The organism is Stieleria maiorica (genome assembly GCF_008035925.1).
Classification (GTDB): Bacteria; Planctomycetota; Planctomycetia; order Pirellulales; family Pirellulaceae; genus Stieleria; species Stieleria maiorica.
Genome location: NZ_CP036264.1, coordinates 5,045,494 through 5,065,486, shown reverse-complemented (window position 1 = coordinate 5,065,486; position 19,993 = coordinate 5,045,494). Strand labels below are relative to the sequence as shown.

General features: G+C 60.0%; 12 protein-coding genes. 10 read left to right on the top strand and 2 right to left on the bottom strand.

From position 1 onward, the window contains the following. The first annotated feature begins 57 nt into the window (after positions 1–57). Together Mal15_RS34420 and Mal15_RS17200 are read left to right on the top strand one after the other, a co-directional pair. Positions 58–846 carry a hypothetical protein gene (locus Mal15_RS34420; RefSeq protein WP_199773674.1) on the top strand — a complete coding sequence of 263 codons (789 nt, stop codon included), beginning with the start codon at positions 58–60 and terminating at the stop codon, positions 844–846. A gap of 216 nt (positions 847–1,062) precedes the next feature. Continuing rightward, positions 1,063–3,501, top strand: a complete 2,439-nt coding sequence (locus Mal15_RS17200) for a TolC family protein (RefSeq protein ID WP_147868900.1) — start codon at positions 1,063–1,065, stop codon at positions 3,499–3,501. Positions 3,502–3,668: 167 nt separating this feature from the next. Here Mal15_RS17200 and Mal15_RS17195 read toward each other — a convergent pair whose 3' ends face one another. Continuing rightward, positions 3,669–4,031, bottom strand: coding sequence for a hypothetical protein (locus Mal15_RS17195; RefSeq protein ID WP_147868899.1), 363 nt, complete (start codon positions 4,029–4,031; stop codon positions 3,669–3,671). An 89-nt stretch (positions 4,032–4,120) separates the two neighbouring features. On the opposite strand from Mal15_RS17195, the gene Mal15_RS17190 reads away from it, so the two are divergent. From Mal15_RS17190 to Mal15_RS17175, 4 genes are all read left to right on the top strand, one after another. Further along, positions 4,121–5,314, top strand: a complete 1,194-nt coding sequence (locus Mal15_RS17190; protein WP_147868898.1) for a hypothetical protein — start codon at positions 4,121–4,123, stop codon at positions 5,312–5,314. Between the two features lie 420 nt (positions 5,315–5,734). Then, complete coding sequence (locus tag Mal15_RS17185; RefSeq protein ID WP_147868897.1) at positions 5,735–6,871, top strand: MSCRAMM family protein; 1,137 nt, start codon at positions 5,735–5,737, stop codon at positions 6,869–6,871. Positions 6,872–7,107: 236 nt separating this feature from the next. Continuing rightward, a complete protein-coding gene (locus Mal15_RS17180) occupies positions 7,108–8,241 on the top strand; it encodes an acyl-CoA synthetase family protein (RefSeq protein WP_147868896.1) in 1,134 nt (377 codons plus the stop codon). Positions 8,242–8,400: 159 nt separating this feature from the next. After that, positions 8,401–9,840: an aldehyde dehydrogenase family protein gene (locus Mal15_RS17175; protein WP_147868895.1), complete on the top strand. Its 1,440-nt coding sequence runs from the start codon at positions 8,401–8,403 to the stop codon at positions 9,838–9,840. 139 nt (positions 9,841–9,979) lie between these two features. Here Mal15_RS17175 and Mal15_RS17170 read toward each other — a convergent pair whose 3' ends face one another. After that, complete coding sequence (locus Mal15_RS17170; RefSeq protein ID WP_167546870.1) at positions 9,980–10,918, bottom strand: ABC transporter ATP-binding protein; 939 nt, start codon at positions 10,916–10,918, stop codon at positions 9,980–9,982. 74 nt (positions 10,919–10,992) lie between these two features. Between Mal15_RS17170 and msrB the strand changes: the two genes are divergently transcribed. The 4 genes from msrB (at position 10,993) to Mal15_RS17150 (ending at position 19,959) form a co-directional block, all read left to right on the top strand. After that, positions 10,993–11,631, top strand: a complete 639-nt coding sequence (msrB, locus tag Mal15_RS17165; RefSeq protein ID WP_147868893.1) for a peptide-methionine (R)-S-oxide reductase MsrB — start codon at positions 10,993–10,995, stop codon at positions 11,629–11,631. A gap of 480 nt (positions 11,632–12,111) precedes the next feature. Continuing rightward, positions 12,112–12,993 carry a hypothetical protein gene (locus Mal15_RS17160; protein WP_147868892.1) on the top strand — a complete coding sequence of 294 codons (882 nt, stop codon included), beginning with the start codon at positions 12,112–12,114 and terminating at the stop codon, positions 12,991–12,993. A 361-nt stretch (positions 12,994–13,354) separates the two neighbouring features. Further along, the gene (locus Mal15_RS17155) at positions 13,355–13,897 is read left to right on the top strand and encodes a DUF6580 family putative transport protein (protein WP_147868891.1); all 543 of its coding nucleotides are present in this window, start codon (positions 13,355–13,357) and stop codon (positions 13,895–13,897) included. Positions 13,898–14,841: 944 nt separating this feature from the next. Next, the gene (locus tag Mal15_RS17150) at positions 14,842–19,959 is read left to right on the top strand and encodes an Ig-like domain-containing protein (RefSeq protein WP_147868890.1); all 5,118 of its coding nucleotides are present in this window, start codon (positions 14,842–14,844) and stop codon (positions 19,957–19,959) included. Positions 19,960–19,993: the final 34 nt, after the last annotated feature.

Here is a 19,993-nt window from a genome sequence, read left to right as displayed (position 1 = left end):
CCCGGTCGAACATAAAGGCAGGGTTAGTGCGATTGTTCCCGGGAAAAGGATGTCCCAATGATTCAGCTTGATTTGAACTGCGTTTCGGCATTGGCCAAGTCGCGCCGCGCCGCTGCGTTTGCCGCCTTGACGGTCGTGATGACCAGCTTTGCCGCCGCGCATCATCCCGACCGCGAGAACCAGACGGTTCGACCGCGCATCGACTTGATCGGCCCGCTGGGCAATCGATTGCATCCTAGCTATCGACGCGTCTATAACCGCCCGACCTACCTGGGCGGCAAGCTGGCGTACTTGATCGCCCCGACCAGCCAGGAAGCGATGGCGTGGCATCGTGCCGTCCACTCCGGCGGATACGAGCCGCCCAAGAAACATCTGCGGCTGGAACAGCATTACTTTTATCCCAAGCCGTACCACGCGCTGAACGTCGGACCGCGTCGCCCAAGTGATCGGTCGGCGGGAGTCGCGGCGGAGGTGGAGATGCTGGAAACGGAGCCGCTGCCGTCCCGTCACGACACCGGGAGCGATCCGCTGCCCGAGCCGGCCGCTGAGCCGGAGTTGGAGGTGCCAGAGTTGGACGGGCCTCAATTGGAACTGCCTGAGATCGAAGCGGGCGGCGACGTGCAGTCTTCCTCGGATGCCGGCGGGTTGTCCGCCTGGGAAGTCCACGTTTCCCAGTCCGCCCCGTTTGCGACCGGAACGACGATCGCTGAACTGGTCAGTGGTGTGAAAGCCGGCGGCGTGAAACGCGACGAAACTTCGGTTTCACGGCCATCGGAAACGCCACCGCAGCCGCTGGTCGACGCCGCCAAGCGGCCGATTTTTACGCCCAGCTGGCGAACTCGATAGAACTCCAGAATTATTGGCAGAACCGTCAAAGTTTACCAACTCTGCCACCGATACCCACTCTTGGACAAGGTTTCTCACGGTTTATGACGTAGTGAGCCTGAGTGACCTTGGTGGGGGGCTTCCGTTTGGACTGCTCGCGATTGACTTCATCATTCGATGTGATCCTCCTTCACGATCGAAGGGTGACCGAGGTCGCGGCCTAGGGAAGCTCAGGGCATGAATCGCTCGTTGTTTCGAATCGCTGCGCACCTGCAACTCGTTTTGGCGATTGTATTGGCGACTGGATGTACGCCGACACAACCGTTCTTTGTGAATGAGTCGCCGGATTTACAGCACTACCTTAACACTGCCACGTCGATCGAGTATCCCGACGTGGAAGTCGCCAGTATGCCGGCAGCGACCGAGTCGCTGCCGCCGCTGACGGTAGGCAATCATAACTACGAATTCTGGAACATGACGCTGGAAGAATGCGTCACGATGGCGCTGCAGAACGCGCGGTTCCTGATGACCACCGGCGGGACGGCAGAAACGCGCCAGAACATCGCCGCGCAATTCGTCAGCGGTTCGCCGGGGCAGTTCGGCAGTGTCTACGACGTCGCGCTGCAGCAGACGACCACCCAATCGATCCCGATCACGACCGACAGCAACGGCAACCGGTTGCTGCCGCGAGGAGCCGTCCGTGCCAACCAGATCGGTGGCGTCGAGGACGCGTTGGCCGAATTCGACGCGGTCGTCAGCGGATTCATCGATTCGTCCACCACCGACCGGCCCCAAAACGTCGGCAGCGGCAACACCATCAACCGTCAATTCACCGTCGCCCAAAACTCGTCGCAACAATCCGCGATCAGCAAACGGTTTGCGACCGGTGGCGTCGCGACGCTTCGACAGCAGATCCTCTACTCGCGAAACAACACCGAACTGAGCAGCATTTCGCGACTGTACGCCAGCGACTACACCGCCATCGTCGAAGCCCAAGTCCAACACCCGCTGCTTCGCAACCGCGGCACCTACATCAACCGAATCCCCGTGATGCTGGCGAGCATGAACGAGGACATTTCGATCGCGACGTTTGAACAACAAATCCGCAACCTGGTCCGTGACGTCGAAGTCGCTTACTGGGATCTGTACCTGACCTATCGAGCCGTCGCGACCGCCACGATCGCACGCGACAGTGCTCAAGCGACCGCCGAATTCACCAAACTGAACATGGACGCCGGCACCGGGACGATTCAGGAATTGTCGCAGTCGGTGGGCCAGTACTGGAACCTGCAACGCCGTCTGACCGCCGCGCTGAACGGGTCGAACTTGCCCGGTGACGACCGCTTCGGCGTCTATGGTCGCGAACGTGCCTTGCGGGAGCTGCTCGGCTTGACCGCGACCGACGGGCGACTGATCCGACCGATCGACGAACCGACACAGGCTCGTGTGGATTTCCAATGGTCCGACTCGGTCGCACAGATGTTGTACCTGAGCCCCGAGCTCCGCAGCCAAAAGTACACCATCAAACAAGCCGAACTGGAACTGGCCTTGGCCAAGAATCAAGTCCTGCCCGATGTCAACCTGTCGCTGTTGTATCGTTACGTCGGCTTGGGGGACACTTTGGGACCTCCGGGGCGTGACCGCGATCCGTTCCCCGCGGCAGGCAGCAGTGCACTGGCCAGTTTGACCAGTGGAGACTTCCAAGAGGGCGTGGTGCGTTTGGAGTTTTCCATGCCGGTCGGCATCCGACGTGAACTGGCGCGGATTCGAAACGCACAACTGACGCTCCGCCAGCGACAAGAGTTCCTGCAAGAGTCCGAGCGTTTGGCCGTCAGCCAGCTCAGCGACGCGATCGGCAAATCCGCCAGCCACTTCTCGCAACTGCAAGATGCGGCCAACGAGTGGCAAGCCGCCGAGCAAGAAGTCGACGCGCGGATGTTGGAATACCAAAAGGGGCTCAGCCCGGTGAACGTCGTGCTGCAAAGTCAACAGCGTCGCGCCGAAGCCCAGATTTCGTACTACCGTGCTCTGGTCGAATACAACAAATCGATCAACTACGTCGACTACCTTCGTGGCACACTGCTGGCCAACAGCAACATCGCACTGCGGGAAGGTCCCTGGAACAGCAAGGCCTATTGTGACGCGTTGGAGCGGGCACGTGAACGATCGGCTGGATACAAGTTGCAGTATGGTGTGACGCGACCGGGTGTCGTCCGACGCGGACCGGTCGGTGACGCCAACGCAGCGGTCGAGGTGATGGGCTTTAGCGATGCCAACGCCGGCCAGATCGTCTCGCCCGAACACGCCGGATCGATGGGGATGTTCGAAAAGTCCTACAACGAAGTGGCCCCGGTCGAAGACATGCCGCTGGAACAGTACGGATCTCCCAGCGAGATGCTCAACCCCCAGCCGATCAATCCGCCGGTGATTCCGGTTCCCGATCCGTCGGTGACGACGCCCGAGTCGGCGGCTCCGGCTGTGCCGTCCCAGGACAGCAGTATTCTGGTCCCCGGTCAGCCGTCCGGTTCGATCGCACCGATCAGCTACCAAACCGAACGTGTCACTCCAGCAGCCGCGGCCGAATCGGTCGCCACCGCCTCCGGGGCACCCGTTCCGGTCCGCCGAACCGCGGTCCCCAAAGCTCCAACTCCCGCCCCACCTCAAGTGGCACGCTGATCGCGACCACGCACTGGACATCGCTCCAGACATCAATCCATCCGTAGGGCGGAGGAATCGTGTGGCCGTTCCCGAGACGCTTCGGGAGTAATGGGCGGCCATGCCAACGACTAGCTCGAGTCGCACTCACAAGGTGCCTCGAGCTTTTCGTCGTTCCCCGGGCAGGCCTACGTCACCTCGTCGTATACCAGCTGATCCCCGATCCAGATCCGAAAGCGACGGATCCGCAATCCCCGCGAGAAGTCGATTTCGATGCGGCCCGGGCGACGGTAAGGGTCGATCGACTCGGGCAGCTTGAACTCGGCCAGCTTTTTCAATCCGATCCAGCTGATTCGCCGCCAGACCCGCCGGCCGGCGATATCGATCGTCTGGCGGAACCACCAACCGGAATAAACCAACTCCGCCTCGATCGGGTGCCGGATCTCGACCACGCGATAGAGAAACGCCCCCTCCTTTCGGTGGGAGTGCTCTCCAAAGTAGCCTTTCTGCAAAGGCGCTTCGGCGGTGACGGAATATGGGTTAATGCTCACGCTGTTTGCTTGCCCGAGGAAATCCCTCAAGCTAGTATGACTGGTCCGCTTGTTCTACACCCGGTTTCGACGTCTGTCAGAGTTCCCCGATGCGTACTTTTTCTCTATCCCTGTCGTCCGTGCGAAGCAATTTGACGCCGGCCATTTTGGTTTTGGCAACGCTGGTATTAACCGATGCGGTAGCATCCGCCGAGGGTGACGGCCAGCATTTGGTGGTCCAACAGTGGGTCGCCGCGGACGCCGAAGGTCGACTCGATGCGGTGATTGTAGCGCCGGACGTCGAAGCAGACAGCCTCCCGGCGGGCAGCATTCGTATCGCCTTGGTCTCACAAGAGGGGGCGATTTACCGGGCGCAGCCGTCGGCGGAATCGAATTTTAAGTATTCCTTTGTCGGTGTGCCGGATGGAGTCTACACCTTGGTGACCCGCGGCCCGAATCTCGTCGCCTGCTACGCGGTTCATGTGGTCGCAGCCGGCGATCAGAAGATCGAGGCGCGGCATCATCAAATGGAGATCGCCGCCGCCAGTCTGCGTGTGAACAAAGTCAGAAACTCGGTCATCCGGTACATGCCGTCGACGATTCCGTTTGTGGCCGAATTTGACGGTTCCCACGGGGCGAAAATGATGACCGAGCTTCGTGCCGATCACACCTATCGGGTCGCCCAAACGGCCAGCGGAATGGCGGGACGCATTTATCGCGCCGGTGCGGCCGATGCTCAGCTGAACGGCGCCGCCGGCACGAACGTTTTGCTCTATCAAAATCGCGAGCTGATCGGACAGGCGATCACCGAGGTCGACGGGAGCTTCTCGATCGACTCGTTGCCCCCCGGGTTTTACTCGGTCATCGCCATCGGCCCCGACGGAATCGGTGTGCTCGGATTCCAACTGGTCGAAGATGTTCTCGCCAGCAGCGAACCCGCCGGCGACGGCCGACGGTTGGTTGCCGTCCAGGAACCGATGTTCCAACCGCAGTTTGAGCTGCAGCTTGCCCCGAGTGGATTGGAGTCACCTGCGATTGAGGAGCTGATTGAAGACGAACCGCAACAAGCCGAACTCGTTCCGCCCGGCGAGCCGGGGCTGCCCGTTGAAGCGGCGTCGATGGAAGGCGCGCCCGTCGGCGGCGGCGGAGCAGGCGGCGGCGGAGCCGGGGGAGGCGTCGGCGGCCGCGGCAGTTTGGTCCCCGTGTTGGGCTTCGCAGCGGCCGGCGCCGCGTTCGCAGCCAGTTCCTCGGACGACGACGACGCATTTTCCACTCCGCCGGTGACCAGCCCGATCACGCCCTAGTTTCCGCCTTGGAACGCACTGCAATTTCCGCCTCGTTCCCACCTCGTTCCAAGGCTCCGCCTTGGAACGCACTGCTCGTGTGGCTCCCGCCACACTCACGGATATGCATCTCAAGGCGGAGCCTCTAGAGACCCCCGTTAGAACCCCGTTCCCAGGCAGAGCCGGGGAACGAGTTGACGAGTATCCGCGCCGGGATCGCGTGTCCCCCAGGGGGGGCGGTTTGGTCGATTCGAAACCCTTCCCTGTCGTCAATCTAGTTAGGGTGGTACTCACTCACCCACTCCACCAGAAGGGCCCAGGTGTCCCAAATTGTCAATTTGCCGTTAAGAGCGTTGAATTCCCTATTTGCTGCTCCTATAGTCTGTTGCAAAGGTCGGTTTTCCCTCTGCAACAACGCACCATCTTGATTGGAATCTGGAAATGCATCGTTTGATCTGCTTCATGGCCACCCTAGCATTGCTAGGAAGTTCGGGCTTTGTCTCCGCGGCGGATGTCGCCGAACAACAGTGGGTCCGCGTTTCGGAGAGCGGGTCGGTCCAGGGACGTGTCATCGTTCCCCGCAGCGAAGGTATCTCGGCTGCTCGTGGAGCGAAGGTGTTGCTGATCGATCAATTCGGCAAAACCGCCGGTGCGTCGACCGAATCGGACAAGACCGGACGGTTCACGCTGGCCGACGTGAAACCCGGTGTTTACACACTGATGATCCGCGGTGAGGGCGTGTTTGCCTGCTGTGCCATGCACGTGGTCAGTTCGAATGTGCCGATCGGTGACCATTTCGAAATTGCCGCCGGTGCGGTCGAATTCAGTGTCGTCCGCAATGCGATCCTCCGCTACATGCCGAGCGGTCAAGCGACGAAGGTGGAATTTGATCCCAGCAGCAACCCGATGGCCAGCGGCCGGGCGTTCACTGGGGAATCGGTCCGGCTCAGCCAGTACGAGGGTGGATTGCGTGGACGGTTGACCCGTGCCGGGTTCACTGAAAACCTGGGTGCCCGAGCAGCCAACGTGGTGATTTTTCGCGACGGTGTCGAAGTCGCTCGAACGCTGACCGACGAATCTGGAAACTTCCACGTCGCGGACCTGGAACCGGGAAGCTACTCGATCCTGGGGTCGGGCAAAGACGGTTTCGGCCTGATGGGGATCGAATTGGTCAATCCGTTGATGACTCAAACTGCACTCGGAGAAAGCGGAGACGCAACGACGCTGGTCACGCAGACCGAATCAGGCTCGGACACCTTCATCATGCAGGTCGCGCCCGGGCCGATCACGGTGATTGAAGATCGATTGGTATCCGAAGAAGAGGAAGACCGCGGATTGGTAGTCCCTCTGGAGGGCGGCTATGACCCGACGGCGATGGGCGGATCGTTCGGCGGTGGTGGCGGCGGCGGCGGTGCCGGTGGTGGCATCGGCGGCGGCGGACGCCTGGGGCGACTCGCCGTTCTCGGCGGTATCGGTGCCGCGATCGCGATCGGAGCGAGCGATGATAGCGACGCCGTTGTGCCTCCCCCGGTCGTCAGTCCTGCGGAGCCGGCCCAAGTCCAAGCGGCGAATCCCTAGCCACTAGATCAGAAAATCCGACTCTAACAAATGGTCCAAAAGCCGCGCGTGTGCCACGTGCGGCTTTTTTCGTTCTCGATAAATGCAGTTTCCAGCGGGCCGGGGATCTTTCGTCGCACTTTCCAGAAGGCAACAATAGGGTCCTTCACGATTGACGGAAATGAGTTGTCTGGAGTCGTCACCCCAGGTCACACTTCCCGCCTGTTCCATCACCGCCCCGCGAGATTAAAAAAAGAATGAGTGCAGCCCAGAGCTCGATTCCCGAAGATGTTGCAAAGAGTGCTTCGGATGCCAGAGATCGATTGAATGAACACACTCTCAAGATCGTGCATTGGCACTTCAGTGAGGACACGGGAAGCCCGTTCTGGCTGGAAAAGAAATCGGAGCTGGGGTTTGACCCGCTGAAAGACGTCAAGTCGTTTGACGACCTGAAGAAATTTCCGCACTTCGAGGACGAGTGGCTGCGCGGTGGTCCGATCCAGCGTTGGGTTCCCAAGGGCCATGCCGGCAAACCGGTTTACGTGTTCGAAACCGGCGGCACGACCGGGATCCCCAAAAGCCGAATGGTGATCGAAGACCACTGGAAGGATTACGAACTATTCAGCGACACGTTGCCTGATGAACATTTCCCGCGCGGTTCGAATTGGTTGATGCTCGGTCCCAGCGGGCCGCGGCGGCTGCGTTTGGCGGTCGAGCACCTGGCACAGCATCGTGGCGGTATTTGCTTCTGCATCGACTTGGATCCGCGTTGGGTCGTTAAGCTGATCAAGAAAGGCTGGATGGAGCATCTGGAGGAGTACAAGAAGCATTGCATCGACCAAGCGGTCACGGTGCTGACGGCCGGTCACGACATCAAATGCATGTTCGCCACCCCGAAATTGCTCGAATCGCTCGGCGAGGCCTTGGAAGATCGCGGGACCAGCCTGCAAGAAGTCGGCATCAAAGGGATCTTCTCCGGCGGCACGGAGTTCACCCCCCAGTGGACTCGATTCTGCGTCGAAGAATTGCTCGGCGGGCCGGTCGAAGAAGGTGGCGTCTATATGACCCCGACCTACGGCAACACCCTGATGGGTCTGGCCTGCAGCAAGCCGATCAAGGCGGCTGACGGATACAAGATCAGCTACTACGCTCCACAACCGCGGGCGGTCACCGAGGTGGTCAGCTTTGATGACTACAACCAAGTCGTCGGATTCGGGGAAACGGGGCGCGTCAAACTGTACACGCTGACCGACGAATTCTTCGTTCCCGGTTTTATGGAACGCGACGAAGGCGAACGTGAAGCGCCGTTCGACATGTACCCTTGGGACGGCGTCAGTGGCGTCCGTCCGTTCCACGAATTGGCCAGCGCCACGACGGTCGGCGTTTACTAACCCGACGACATTTGTGGAAGAGGCTCCCCGCCTGTCAGGTTCCCCAAGGGATAGGCTTCCTGCCTGTCGTCACGCGTGAACCTGACCGGCGAGTCGTTCCGCCGTTATTGTCCCCTTCGATCCTCACCCGCCCACCACCTATCCTCCACTTCAACAGACATGATCACATTACAGCCGCTTCGCTGGGGCAAGCCCTACGAGTCGATGGAAATTAAAGACGTCGTGCACTTTGATACCGGCGAGCCGATTGCGAAGTTCGGCAGCGTCGGCGGCGGCATCGTTGCCCGCGACATGAAGCAGGCCCACAAGGCTCGCGCGGCGCTGCTGAAACATTCCACCGACGAATTGATCGCGATGTCAAAGAAGGCGGCTGAGTTGTTCGAGACCGCAGAGTTGCCCGTCGGCGACTCGATGCAATCGGTCGATCAGTTTGTGCACCAGCAATCGGCCAGCACCGGGTTGCCCGAGCACATGTGTCGATCGAATTTGAAAAAGAACAGCTTCGTCCTCAGTCACATCGACGAGATCCTGGATTGCCTGACCCGCGGTTTGGACCTGAACATCCTGAGCAAGGGGTTCGGTGAAGAAGGCCGCGGCGTGATCGTCAGTTACCAGGCCCAAACGCCCGTCCTGGGAGCGATCCTGCCGAACAATTCACCGGGCGTTCACACGCTTTGGTTGCCCGCGATCCCGCTGCAAATCGGGCTCGCACTGAAACCGGGGTCCCAGGAGCCTTGGACGCCCTACCGAATGGTGTCGGCATTTATCCAAGCCGGCGTTCCGGCCGAGGCGTTCGGATTGTATCCGGGCGGCCACGATGCCGGTGGTGCGATCATGACCAAGACGCCGCGGAGCATGATTTTTGGCAGCGCCGAAACGGTCGCCCAACATGCCGGCAATCCTCGCGTGCAGGCCCACGGACCGGGTTGGTCCAAGATCCTGATCGGCGATGACGTGGTCGACGATTGGGAACTGTATCTGGACGTGATGGTCGAAAGCGTGCTCAGCAACTCGGGGCGGTCGTGCATCAATTGCAGCGGTATTTGGGCCAGCCGGCACACCCGCGAGATTGCCGCAGCGATCGCCAAGCGGATCGGACCGGTCGACGTGCTGCCGCCGATCGATGACAACGCCCAACTGGCGGCCTTCACCGTTCCCGCGATGGCGACCGGAACCCATGCGATGGTCCAGCAAGACTTGTCCGAAAGCGGTGTGACGGACATGACCGCCGAGTACGGGGACAAATTGATCGAGCGCGAGCACTGTGCCTACTTGCGGCCGATGGTCGTCCATGCCGATTCGCCCGACCGCGGTGTGGCGATGAAAGAATACATGTTCCCGTTTGTCAGCGTGGTGGAGTGCCCGCAAGCCGAGATGCTGCGACGCATCGGCCCGACCCTTGTCGGCACCGTGCTGACCCGCGACCCCGAGCTGGTCGCCGCGGCCGGGGCGTGTGTGGACATCGATCGCGTCAACTTCGGCCCGATTCCGACGAATCGTTTGAACTGGTTGCAACCGCACGAAGGAAACATCATCGATTTCCTGTTCCGCTCGCGCGCCTACCAAGTCGCCGATCTGCCCGTCGCCGCAAACGCATAGCTTTCACGTAGTGGACGAGGCGACGAGTCCATCGGGGATTGCGAACTGCCAGGACTCCTTGAGTCGTCCACTACCGTTTAACCAACGATTAGGACGACGGGATGACTCGCGCACCGTGCGAAACTCTTGGCGAGTTCCGCTACGGGAGGAACCAGAGCAAGCGATCATGATCGACGGTCGCGTTGCGCTGGCGATCGAGCCAACGTGTGGAGCTGGCACTGGCGGCATCGCCGGATTGGTCCACCAAGTGTTCTTCAAAGTACGCCAACGTTGCCGATGCACCGACCGGCGCCTCCGGTCCTGAAACGCGTTGGCCATCCCCACCGATCCACGCGTCGTCAACACGTCGCACCGGCACGGTGATCAATTCGGATCGGCCGAGCGCGGCGGCCACACCGGGGGTCGCGGGGTTGGCACGCAATCGATCCGGCGTGTCGACCTGGGCGATCTTGCCGTTTTCGACGACGGCCACACGCGTTGCCAGTCGCATCGCTTCGGCGCCGTCATGCGTTACGTGCAACGTGACGCCGGAGGATTGATGGTGCAAGCTCACCAGGTCCTTTTCGATTTGGAACCGCAAGTTCGCATCGATCGCCGACAAGGGTTCGTCCAATAACCTCACCGCGGCCCGTCGCGCGATTGCCTTGGCGACCGCGGCGCGACGCAGTTGGCCGCCGCTCAGCTGTTCGGGGAGCCGGTCCAGGTACGCTTCCAAGCCCACCTTCTGTGCCGCATCAAGAATCCGTAATCGCTGCTCACTGCGGGTGACGCGGTCGCGGATCGCCATGCCGATCGACCGCCCGATCGAAAGGTGCGGGTACAGCCCGTCGTGCTGGGGCACCAAGGCGACGTCGCGGTGTCTCGGGGCGATTCGGGTCGCGTCACGGCCGGCCAAAAAAATCGTACCCGACGACGGGGAAACCAGCCCGGCGATCATTCTCAGTAAGGAAGTTTTTCCGCACCCACTGGCCCCTAAAATCACGACGTATTCGCCCTCGGAGACGGAAAAACTGATTTCGTCCAAGACCTTATCGCGGTCGTAATGCAGGGAAACGGCGTTTAACTGGACGACCGGCATAGAATCAACCATAGTGGGACGGCGAAGGCCGGATTGATGATAGCGAACTATTTGACTGAATCGTTGGAGTCACCATGAACCAATCAATCAATGAAGTCTACGGCAAGTGGACCTTCGTCGCGGTCATCGCAGCTGTATTGACAGTGGCGGGGCTGCGACCAGCCGCAGGCCAGAATCCAGCCGGCGATGATCCGGCTGCCCAAGAGGCGACCGGCGACGCGCTGCCCGATGGGACGCACGAAGATTCCGAGGATGAAATCGAGGACCCGCCGTACACGCCGAAATCCGTCTCCGAATTGCAGAAATCGCTGTCGGCGATCCAGTTCAAAGTGACGCAGAACGAAGAGACCGAGCCGGCGTTTCGGAACAAGTATTGGGACAACAAGAAGGAAGGTCTGTATCGGTGCATCGTCTGCGGCCAATCCCTGTTCTCAAGCGAAACGAAATTCAAGTCGGGAACCGGGTGGCCGAGTTTTTATGACCCGATCAGCGCCGACCGCATCGGCATGAAGCTTGATTTCAAATTGATTTATCCGCGCCAGGAGGTTCACTGCAGCCGCTGCAAAGCCCACTTGGGACATGTGTTCGGCGACGGACCCAAAGACAAGACGGGCAAACGCTATTGTCTGAACAGCGCCGCGTTGCGATTCGAAGAGCAGTCGGAAAAGCCGAAATCGAATTCCAAAACGAAAGCGTCCGCCGCGAAAGAATAAGCCTTTCGATCACAAACTGAGCCGTAGGCGCTAGCCTCGGGCCTTACGGGGCTCGAATTGCTATCCGAGGCCCGCGGCTAGCGCCGTCGGCTCATTAAGTAGATGCCATCTCCTCGTTCCAAGGCTCCGCCTTGGAACGCACTGCAGGTGTGGCTCCTGCCACACACGGACATCCAGCCCCGCGGCGGAGCCTCTAGAAATTTCCGTTCCCGAAACGGAGCCCGGGAGTGAGGCGGTGTCGCCCCCCAAGTCGCCACACCCCATATCCCGGAATCCGTCCAACCGCATCGGATCGTGGCAAACCCTGACGATTGCAGCGATTGCCCCTGTCGTTCCCATCGTCGCGGTCGAACCTGTGTTGCCGTTTGCTCCTGTTGTCGGTGTTCTGGCGTGTTTAGTCTCGTTTCGAATCCGATCGGTCGAACCAGATAATGGGATTGAATCTGGTTGTCCGTCAAAACGGAGCATGCGAGAAACACGATGTTTTGGAATCGAACGAATAAGTCACAGCAAACGCCGCGATCGGCAAAGTGTGCGCTGACCGCCAAACGACGCCGGGCCGTTGCAGCCAAGGCGGCCGTTTGTCTTGCGATCGCAACGGTCACGTCGGCACCGTCGGTTGTTGCCGCAGACCCCGAATCGAGCGAGCTGCCCTCTTACGTCAACAACACGCCGCTGACGATCGCGGCTTTGGTTCAAGGTGACGGGCAGACACCGCCGACGGCCGAGGCCGCCGACACCACGACCGCCGCTCCCGCACAAGTCGACGTGTTGAACGATCCCGTCGACGCGCTTCCTGAAGACGTCTCTACCGACCGCACCGTGATCCCCGAAGTGACGGCAGATCAGGTGAACCGGCGGTCCCTGTTCGCCGATCGCCAGACGGAATTGGCCGACGGCAAACTGGTGCTGCCGCCGATTGAGGCGCTGACAACCGGGACTTCGGAAATCGGTAACGGGGAACTTCCGCTCGGCTTTCGGCAAGGAGAAGCATCGCCGCTGGTGCAGCTTCCCGAATCCGGCCTTGATCGCGGACTGCCGTGGCATTGGACCGCTCGGCACTGGGCCGCCGCCAACACCTTTTCCCATCCGCTGTACTTCGAGGACCGGATGTTGGAACGTCATGGCCACCAGCGGTTTTCCTGTTTCCAGCCCCTGGTCAGCGGCGGACGGTTCTTGGCTCAAGCGGTTTCATTGCCCTACCTGACCGCGATCAGCCCGCCGTCGGAGTGCCAATACAGCCTCGGGTATTACCGAGCCGGATCATGTGCCCCGGCGCTCAAGCAGCGACCGCCGTACCAGCGCAAAGCCGTCGCATCACAGGTGACTGCGGTCGGCGTTGCGACCGCCATTTTGCAATAGCTGCGACGAGGATTGACGCGACGCGCGGCGGCCTGTTGATTTGATCCGATCCCACGTGGGATCAGCCGTCACGCGCGAGCGCAATGTCACCTACTCTATGAGCCGACGGCGCTAGCCGCGGGCCTCGGATTGCTTCGAGACTTATAAGGCCCGAGGCTAGCGCCTACGGCTCAGTTTGTGATCGAAGTAGGTGCCATTGGGCTCGCGGCAAACGGCTGATTCAATCAACAGGCCGAGTGCCGAACGCATCGACACAGAAATTCGCGGCGGACGAGGCACGCCTGCTCCCATGGGACTTTCGAAAGGACCGTCAAGTCGTTAAAACGGTGGGAGATTTGCCTCTCCCATCGATCGGTGCAAAATGATCTACTTGCTGACCCTGGCCATCGCCGCGACCCGTTTTATGCCGCACCCTCCCAACTTCGCCTGCCTGGGCGCACTGGGACTGTTCGCCGGTTGTTACTTTGCCGGCCGCAAGGCGTATCTGGTTCCGGCGGCGGCCCTGTTGATCAGCGATGCCGTGTCGCACTTGTTGGGAACGCCTGGCATGGGCTTCTACAACCCGATGGTGATGGCAGCGACGTACCTGGGCGTTACGCTGGCCGTTCCGTTGGGCCGGCTGGTTCGCAGTCAAGCTGCCATGAGCGTCCATTGGCGACGCCTTCCCGCCGGCGCGCTGGTCGCGTCGACGATCTTCTTTGTCGTCAGCAACTTCGGCGTTTGGTTGGGCCCATGGTATCCGGCCACGACCGAGGGCCTGATCGCCTGCTTCACCAACGCGATCCCGTTTTATGGGTACACGGTCGCCGGTGACCTGTGTTTTGTTGCCGTGATGTTCGGCGCCTACGAACTCTCTGGCGTTAAGCGTTCGGCCCCCGCCACTGCAGTCGCACACACCGCCTGATCCAAAGCGGGAAAGTTCAGTTCGATAGCCCTTCCGGGCCGTCGTCGGCGGTAGGACGATTGCCTCGTTCCCTGGCTCTGCCCCGGGCCGTGCAACATCTGGATTCTGTGATGGTTCAGAATTCAGGCGAAATCATTCAGGGACGGATGAAAGACTCACGATGCCATCGGTTGATGAAACACGAGTGACATCAGCCGATTCGCGCAGGCGTGCGGGCTCCGGCATGTACGGAGGCCTCAGAATCTCGGGCCCAGCGTCTAAGGAAGCCCGTCGGCTGGCGCCAAATGGCTGATCTCGAGCGGATTTTGCGAAATTGAAAACGCCAACGAATCGAACGGTTTTGCGCAGCCAAGGCTCCGCCTCGCGTTGCACGCGATGTGTGTGGCAGGAACCACAGTGGCAGTGCGTTCCAAGGCGGAGCCTTGGAACGAGGGGATGAACGAGCGAACGGGGGGAGGGCACGCCTTTTCGGCCGTTTCATGGCCCCAAATAGGCCTTTTGGGCGGTGGGTGTCCCTTCGCCGAATCGGGGGGCGGGTCGGATTTGGGGGAGATTAATCGATTTGACCGGAACTCTTGCCCAACAAGCCGCGTCAGAAAGGCCACGATTCGTTGACACTGTTATTGGCCCAACTAGAATCGCAGCCATTCCTTATCCAATCGACTCATACTTCGCAATTTTCCCATCTTTCTGATTGGGCGAGCCCTCCTTCATTCACTGTGACTGGGTTGGAGTTCGTCCGAAGCAAACGAACGAGCGTTTCCTCGGACCAGCGGCAACCATTGCGAAATTGACGGGCCGTGGCCGATGAGAAAATGGAAATCAATGGATAGGTGGGCGACTCAGAATTACACTCTGCGGAGCCCGCAACACGTACGACCGCCCCGCGACACCGCCGCTTTTCGTCAAGGCCCCATGGCCGGCACGTTTGGTAGAGACCCTCGATGATCCAACGAACTGAATCGGAATTCCTTAATCCCCACGCTTCTAACAACGAGACGAGCGACATGAACGTCGATTCCTCGCGGAAACAGAAAAAGGCGAGACGAAGCCGTCGGGGCCAGCGTCAACAGCGTCGTCGCTTGTTGATGGAGGGCCTGGAAAGCCGACAATTGCTCGCCGCGGTCCCGAGTGCCGGCAGCGACAACGCATTGGTGGACACCGATCTGTTCCTGCCGACCAATCCGCGGAACATCGGAACCGTGCCAGCGTTCATCGTCAACGAGGCTGAGTCGGCGAGCCAAACGGGCCTGAATGATTCTCGCTTCACCGCACAACCAATTCCCTTGGGCACAGGGGCTGGCCAAGAAGATACCATCGACATCAATGGCAGTATGCCGGTGTCTACCAGTAGTCAGGGAAATGTTTTTGCGGACATTGATACTTATGCACTAAATCTTCGTGAGGGCGACATTCTGGATGTGGCAGTGATCGGAGCAGGGGCAAACCTGACGGTCCAATACGGTGCTCCTGCTACAGGTGTCGTTGCGCATCCAAATTCCCGTGTCGGTTCTATTTGGTTCGCAACTGACACGAACACGGCTGCCACACCAGGAATTTACCCGGACGTGTCACCGCTGATGACACAGGGCAATGCGGTTGCAGCGCAAGTTGTACCGCACACCGGCACGTACTACCTGACGGTCGCTCCTTCGTCGACGTCCGTCAACTATACGGTCGGGTTGCGCGCATATCGTCCGGTTGCGGAGAGCCTTCCGATCGGGGCTCAGCAAACCATTTATCTGGATTTCGAGGGAGGGTTGTATTCTGCAACCCAATTTCCAAGCAGTGCTAATTTCGGCTTAGGGATCATCCGGTTCTCCAGTCTGCGGGAGAACATGCCGCTCTTGGGGATTCAGCTCGGCGACGAGGCTTCTTACAACGAGTTGGTTGATAAGCTTGTCGATCAGGTCCGTCAAAACTACGCATCAGTCATAACGGAAGGGGAAAACGGAGATTACAACGCATCGGGGAATCCTGGAGAATACGGTGTCAGGATTCTAAATAGTCGTGACGCACGAGATCGGGGACTGTACGCCGAGCCTGCGTGGGATGATCCGTTGGTAACGCGTGTGTTGATCGGCGGAATTGAAGCGGACAGTGGTGTTGCTCCAAATGGCGTTTCGCCATCGCTGGATATCGGCAACTTCGATATGAACGAGTTTGCGATCGTCGAACCGGACGCGATCGTTGCTCAAGTCAATGCTTTCGCGATCGCAAATACGAGCAGTGTCCTTGATGCAGCAGCACGATACTTTGGTGTAGTAGCCTCGCACGAGGCTGGACACTCTTTTGGCCTGTGGCACCAAGACGGTTCCAACGCCATTGCGGCGGTGATGGACGGGGCAGAGGCACGGCGTGACGAGCTGAGATTGGGCGTCGGATTTGACCAGATTTATGGGACTCTGGACGATACGGAGATCGGCTTCGCGCTTGACCGATTTTCGTCCACTACACCGTACTTTGGCTATCAAGATGCACCGAACAGTTTAGCCCATTCGCTCGTCACCGGAACGGCCGGATCCAACATCACCGGACGTGTGTTTAACGACATCAACCGTGATGGCCGCGGAGCCAACGATCCCGGATTGCCCGGCGTCACGGTCTTTGCCGACACGATCCAAAACGGCGTGCTCGATCCGACCGAGCCTGTGGCGGTTACCGCTGCCAACGGCACGTACACGTTGAATGTTGCCTCGGGCAGAACCTACAGCATCGTCGCGATGACTCCGCCCCAATTCGCCGCCAGCCTGCCGACGCAGCGACCGGCAGCCGGCGGGGCCAGCGGGATCGATTTCGGATTCACCCAAGTCATTCCAGACATCACCGGAACCAAGTTTGCCGACACCAACGGCAATGGAGTCTTTGATCCTACCGAGCGGGGCATCGAAGGGGTCTACATCTACTTGGACCTTGACGGTGATGACCGTCCGGATATCGGTGAGCCGTCCGCCTACACCGACGTCAATGGCCGTTATTCGATCAACTTCCCCGGCCCAGGCACTTACACGATTCGGGAAGTGATTGAACCCGGTTTCGTCCAAACCTTCCCCGCCGGCGGCGAGCACGTCGTCAATTACAACGGGGTCGCATTGACGGACAATTACAACTTCGGAAATCTGCCCTCGCGCGATTACGGTGACGCCCCCGATACGTATCGAACGACCATTGCTGCCGGTGGTCCCAGCCACGGTATCACCACCGGGTTGGGACTCGGTGCGTCCATCGATCGTGACAACAATGGGATCCCCACCGCCAACGCATTGGGCGATGACCTGAACAACATCGACGATGAAGACGGTGTCGAATTGTTGACGCCATTGGGGCCGGGCGGCACGGCGAATCTGTCGGTGGCGACCCGCAACAGCACCGGTAGCCCGGCCTTTTTGCAAGGCTGGATCGACTTCAACGCCAATGGCGTGTTTGACGCCTCGGAGCAGGTCTTCAAAGACGTCCAACTCGGTGCCGGCACTTCGACGCTGGCCGTCAACGTTCCCTCCAATGCCGTGGTCGGATCGACCTTCGCCCGCTTCCGTTACAGCCTGACCGCGGGATTGGGCGTGGGCGGGGAAGCCGATTCGGGTGAAGTGGAAGATTATCAATTCGACATCCTGCAGCAAGCAGCCGTCGCCAACGATGACACCTTCACCGTTTCGCGAAACTCGCTCTCGAATCGATTGGACGTTTTGGCCAACGATTTCGAAACCAGCATCACCCAGCTGCGAATCATCTCGGTCAACCGGACCGGTACGCGAGGAACCCTTTCGATCATCGAAAACGGTCGTGCGATCTCCTACACGCCGCCGAACGGGTTCACCGGGCGCGACGTGTTCCAGTACGTGGTCGTTGATCAAACCAACACGCAATACACCGCCAGCGTGGCCGTGAACGTTAACTTCCAATCCAACGTGCCGATCGCGGTGGATGACACGTTCGACATCCCACAGGGTTCCGCCAATCGGGCGCTCAACGTCTTGGACAACGACGTCCCGAGTATCTTCGGCGGAATCAGGATCACCAGCGTGTCTGCCGCTGACCAGGGTGGCCAGGTCTCGCTCGAGGGCGGCGGCCAAACCATTCGCTACACGCCTCAGCCCGGTTTTGCCGGAACCGAGCAGTTCACCTACAGCATCGAAGACGCCAACGGATCGATCAGCACGGCACAGGTTACGGTGAACTCGCAACCCGGTGCACTCGCCGACGACTTGGTCGATTTCACCATCGGAATCTTCGACGTCGTCAACAACAAACCGATTTCCAGCGTTCAGGTCGGTCAGCCGTTCTACGTTCGCGTGTTCGTCGAAGAACTGAACAACCCGAACTTCAGTCCCGAAGGCGTCGCGTCAGCGTTCTTGGATCTGCTGTACACCGACGAATTGGTTTCCACGTTGGACACCATTGACACCGATTCATTCGGATTTGACATCACCTTTGGCGAGAATTTCCAAGGCGGCGGCTTCAAGCTCGGTGATGCCACCACGCCTGGATTGATCAACGATGTCGGTGCCGTCCAGCCGATCCCCGGTGACGGGAACCTGATCCAGCACTCCGATCCGGCTGAACTGTTCACGCTGACGATGACCGGCGTCTCCCCGGGCGTCGCACTGTTCGCCGCCGACCCCGCCGACGCACCGGTCGCCGAAACGATCTTGGTCGGCGAAGACGTCGCGTTGACGCCCGCCCAACAACGACTCGGCCGAACGGAACTGACGATCTTCCCGGCTAGCAATAACTTTGCCAGTGCGATCGACGACGCCTTCGTCGATGGCTTTGACTCGGCCGGAAATCGTATCCAAGCCGGTGTGCTCCCCAACACCCTGGATGTCCTGGACAATGACATCTTTGGTCCCACCGGCACGATCCAGGAATTCGGGATCGTGACCGCGCCCTCGCGTGGAACCATCCAGATCAACAACAACGGGACCCCCAGCGATCTCAGTGATGATACGATCGACTACTTCGCCGATGTCAACGCCAACGGGTTCGACAGTTTCACCTACGTGATCGTCTCCGGTGACGGTGTGCGAAGTATCGCCGAAGTCACGATGGCGATCGGAAACGCCGCCGCCGACGACATCGTCGACATCTCGTTCGGTCTGGTCGATCAGTTCGGCAACGCGATCACCTCGGTCGCTTCGGGCCAAACCTTCGGAGTCCAAGTCAGCGTGGAAGACTTGAGGACTCAATTCCAAGGCAACACGTTTGTCTTCGCCGCCTACCTGGACATGCTGTACGACACCGGGCTGATCAATCCGGTCTCCGTCGCCGGCGGCGGTCGATACGACTTCAGCGTCGAATTTGACGGAGACTTTGACGCCAGTGCGGGCGTCGGAACCGCGGCTCGTCGCGGGATCATCGATGAATTCGGAACGTTGCTGCGGCAAACCGTGGCCGAGGGCGGCGGCGTCGCCGAGCCCAACCTGATGGCAACGGTCTTCTTCACCGCCGGAGTCGTTTCGCAGGACACTGTGACTCGGGTGATCGGAAGCCCGGCCGATTCATCGCCCTTCCAAGACACCTTGCTGTTCGACCGCGATGAGCCGGTGGAAGTGTCGCAAATCCGCTACCACTCGCTGCCCATCACTATCCGTGCCGCCAGTGCGTTGCAAAACCAGGCCTTGCCCGAGGATGTCAACAACGACGGGTTCGTGACTCCTTCGGATGCCCTAACCGTCATCAACACGCTGGCCCGAGAAGGTGAAGGCGAAGGTGCCCCTGCCGGCATGTACACCGACGTTAATGGTGACATGAAGACGACCGCGTTGGACGCCTTGCGGGTGATCAACCACTTGGCGGTCCTGGCCGCCATCCAAGGCGGTGAAGGTGAATCGGTCGTCAGTGACCAACTTGCCTCGGCCGCCCCGGCCGCCGACGGTGACGTGCACGACGAGGCACTTGCCGATCTGAGCGTGCAAAGCAAACTGGTGAGCGTCGATTCCAGCGACGATTCGTCGTCCGGCAAGGTGGCCGGCCAAGCGAAATCGGCATCCCTGGGCGATGCCGATGATGACGACGACGACCTGCTCGCACTGCTGGCTGACGATCAAAGCAACCTGGCATAGGCCGGTTTTTCTCCCCACCGTCATCAAGTCAATT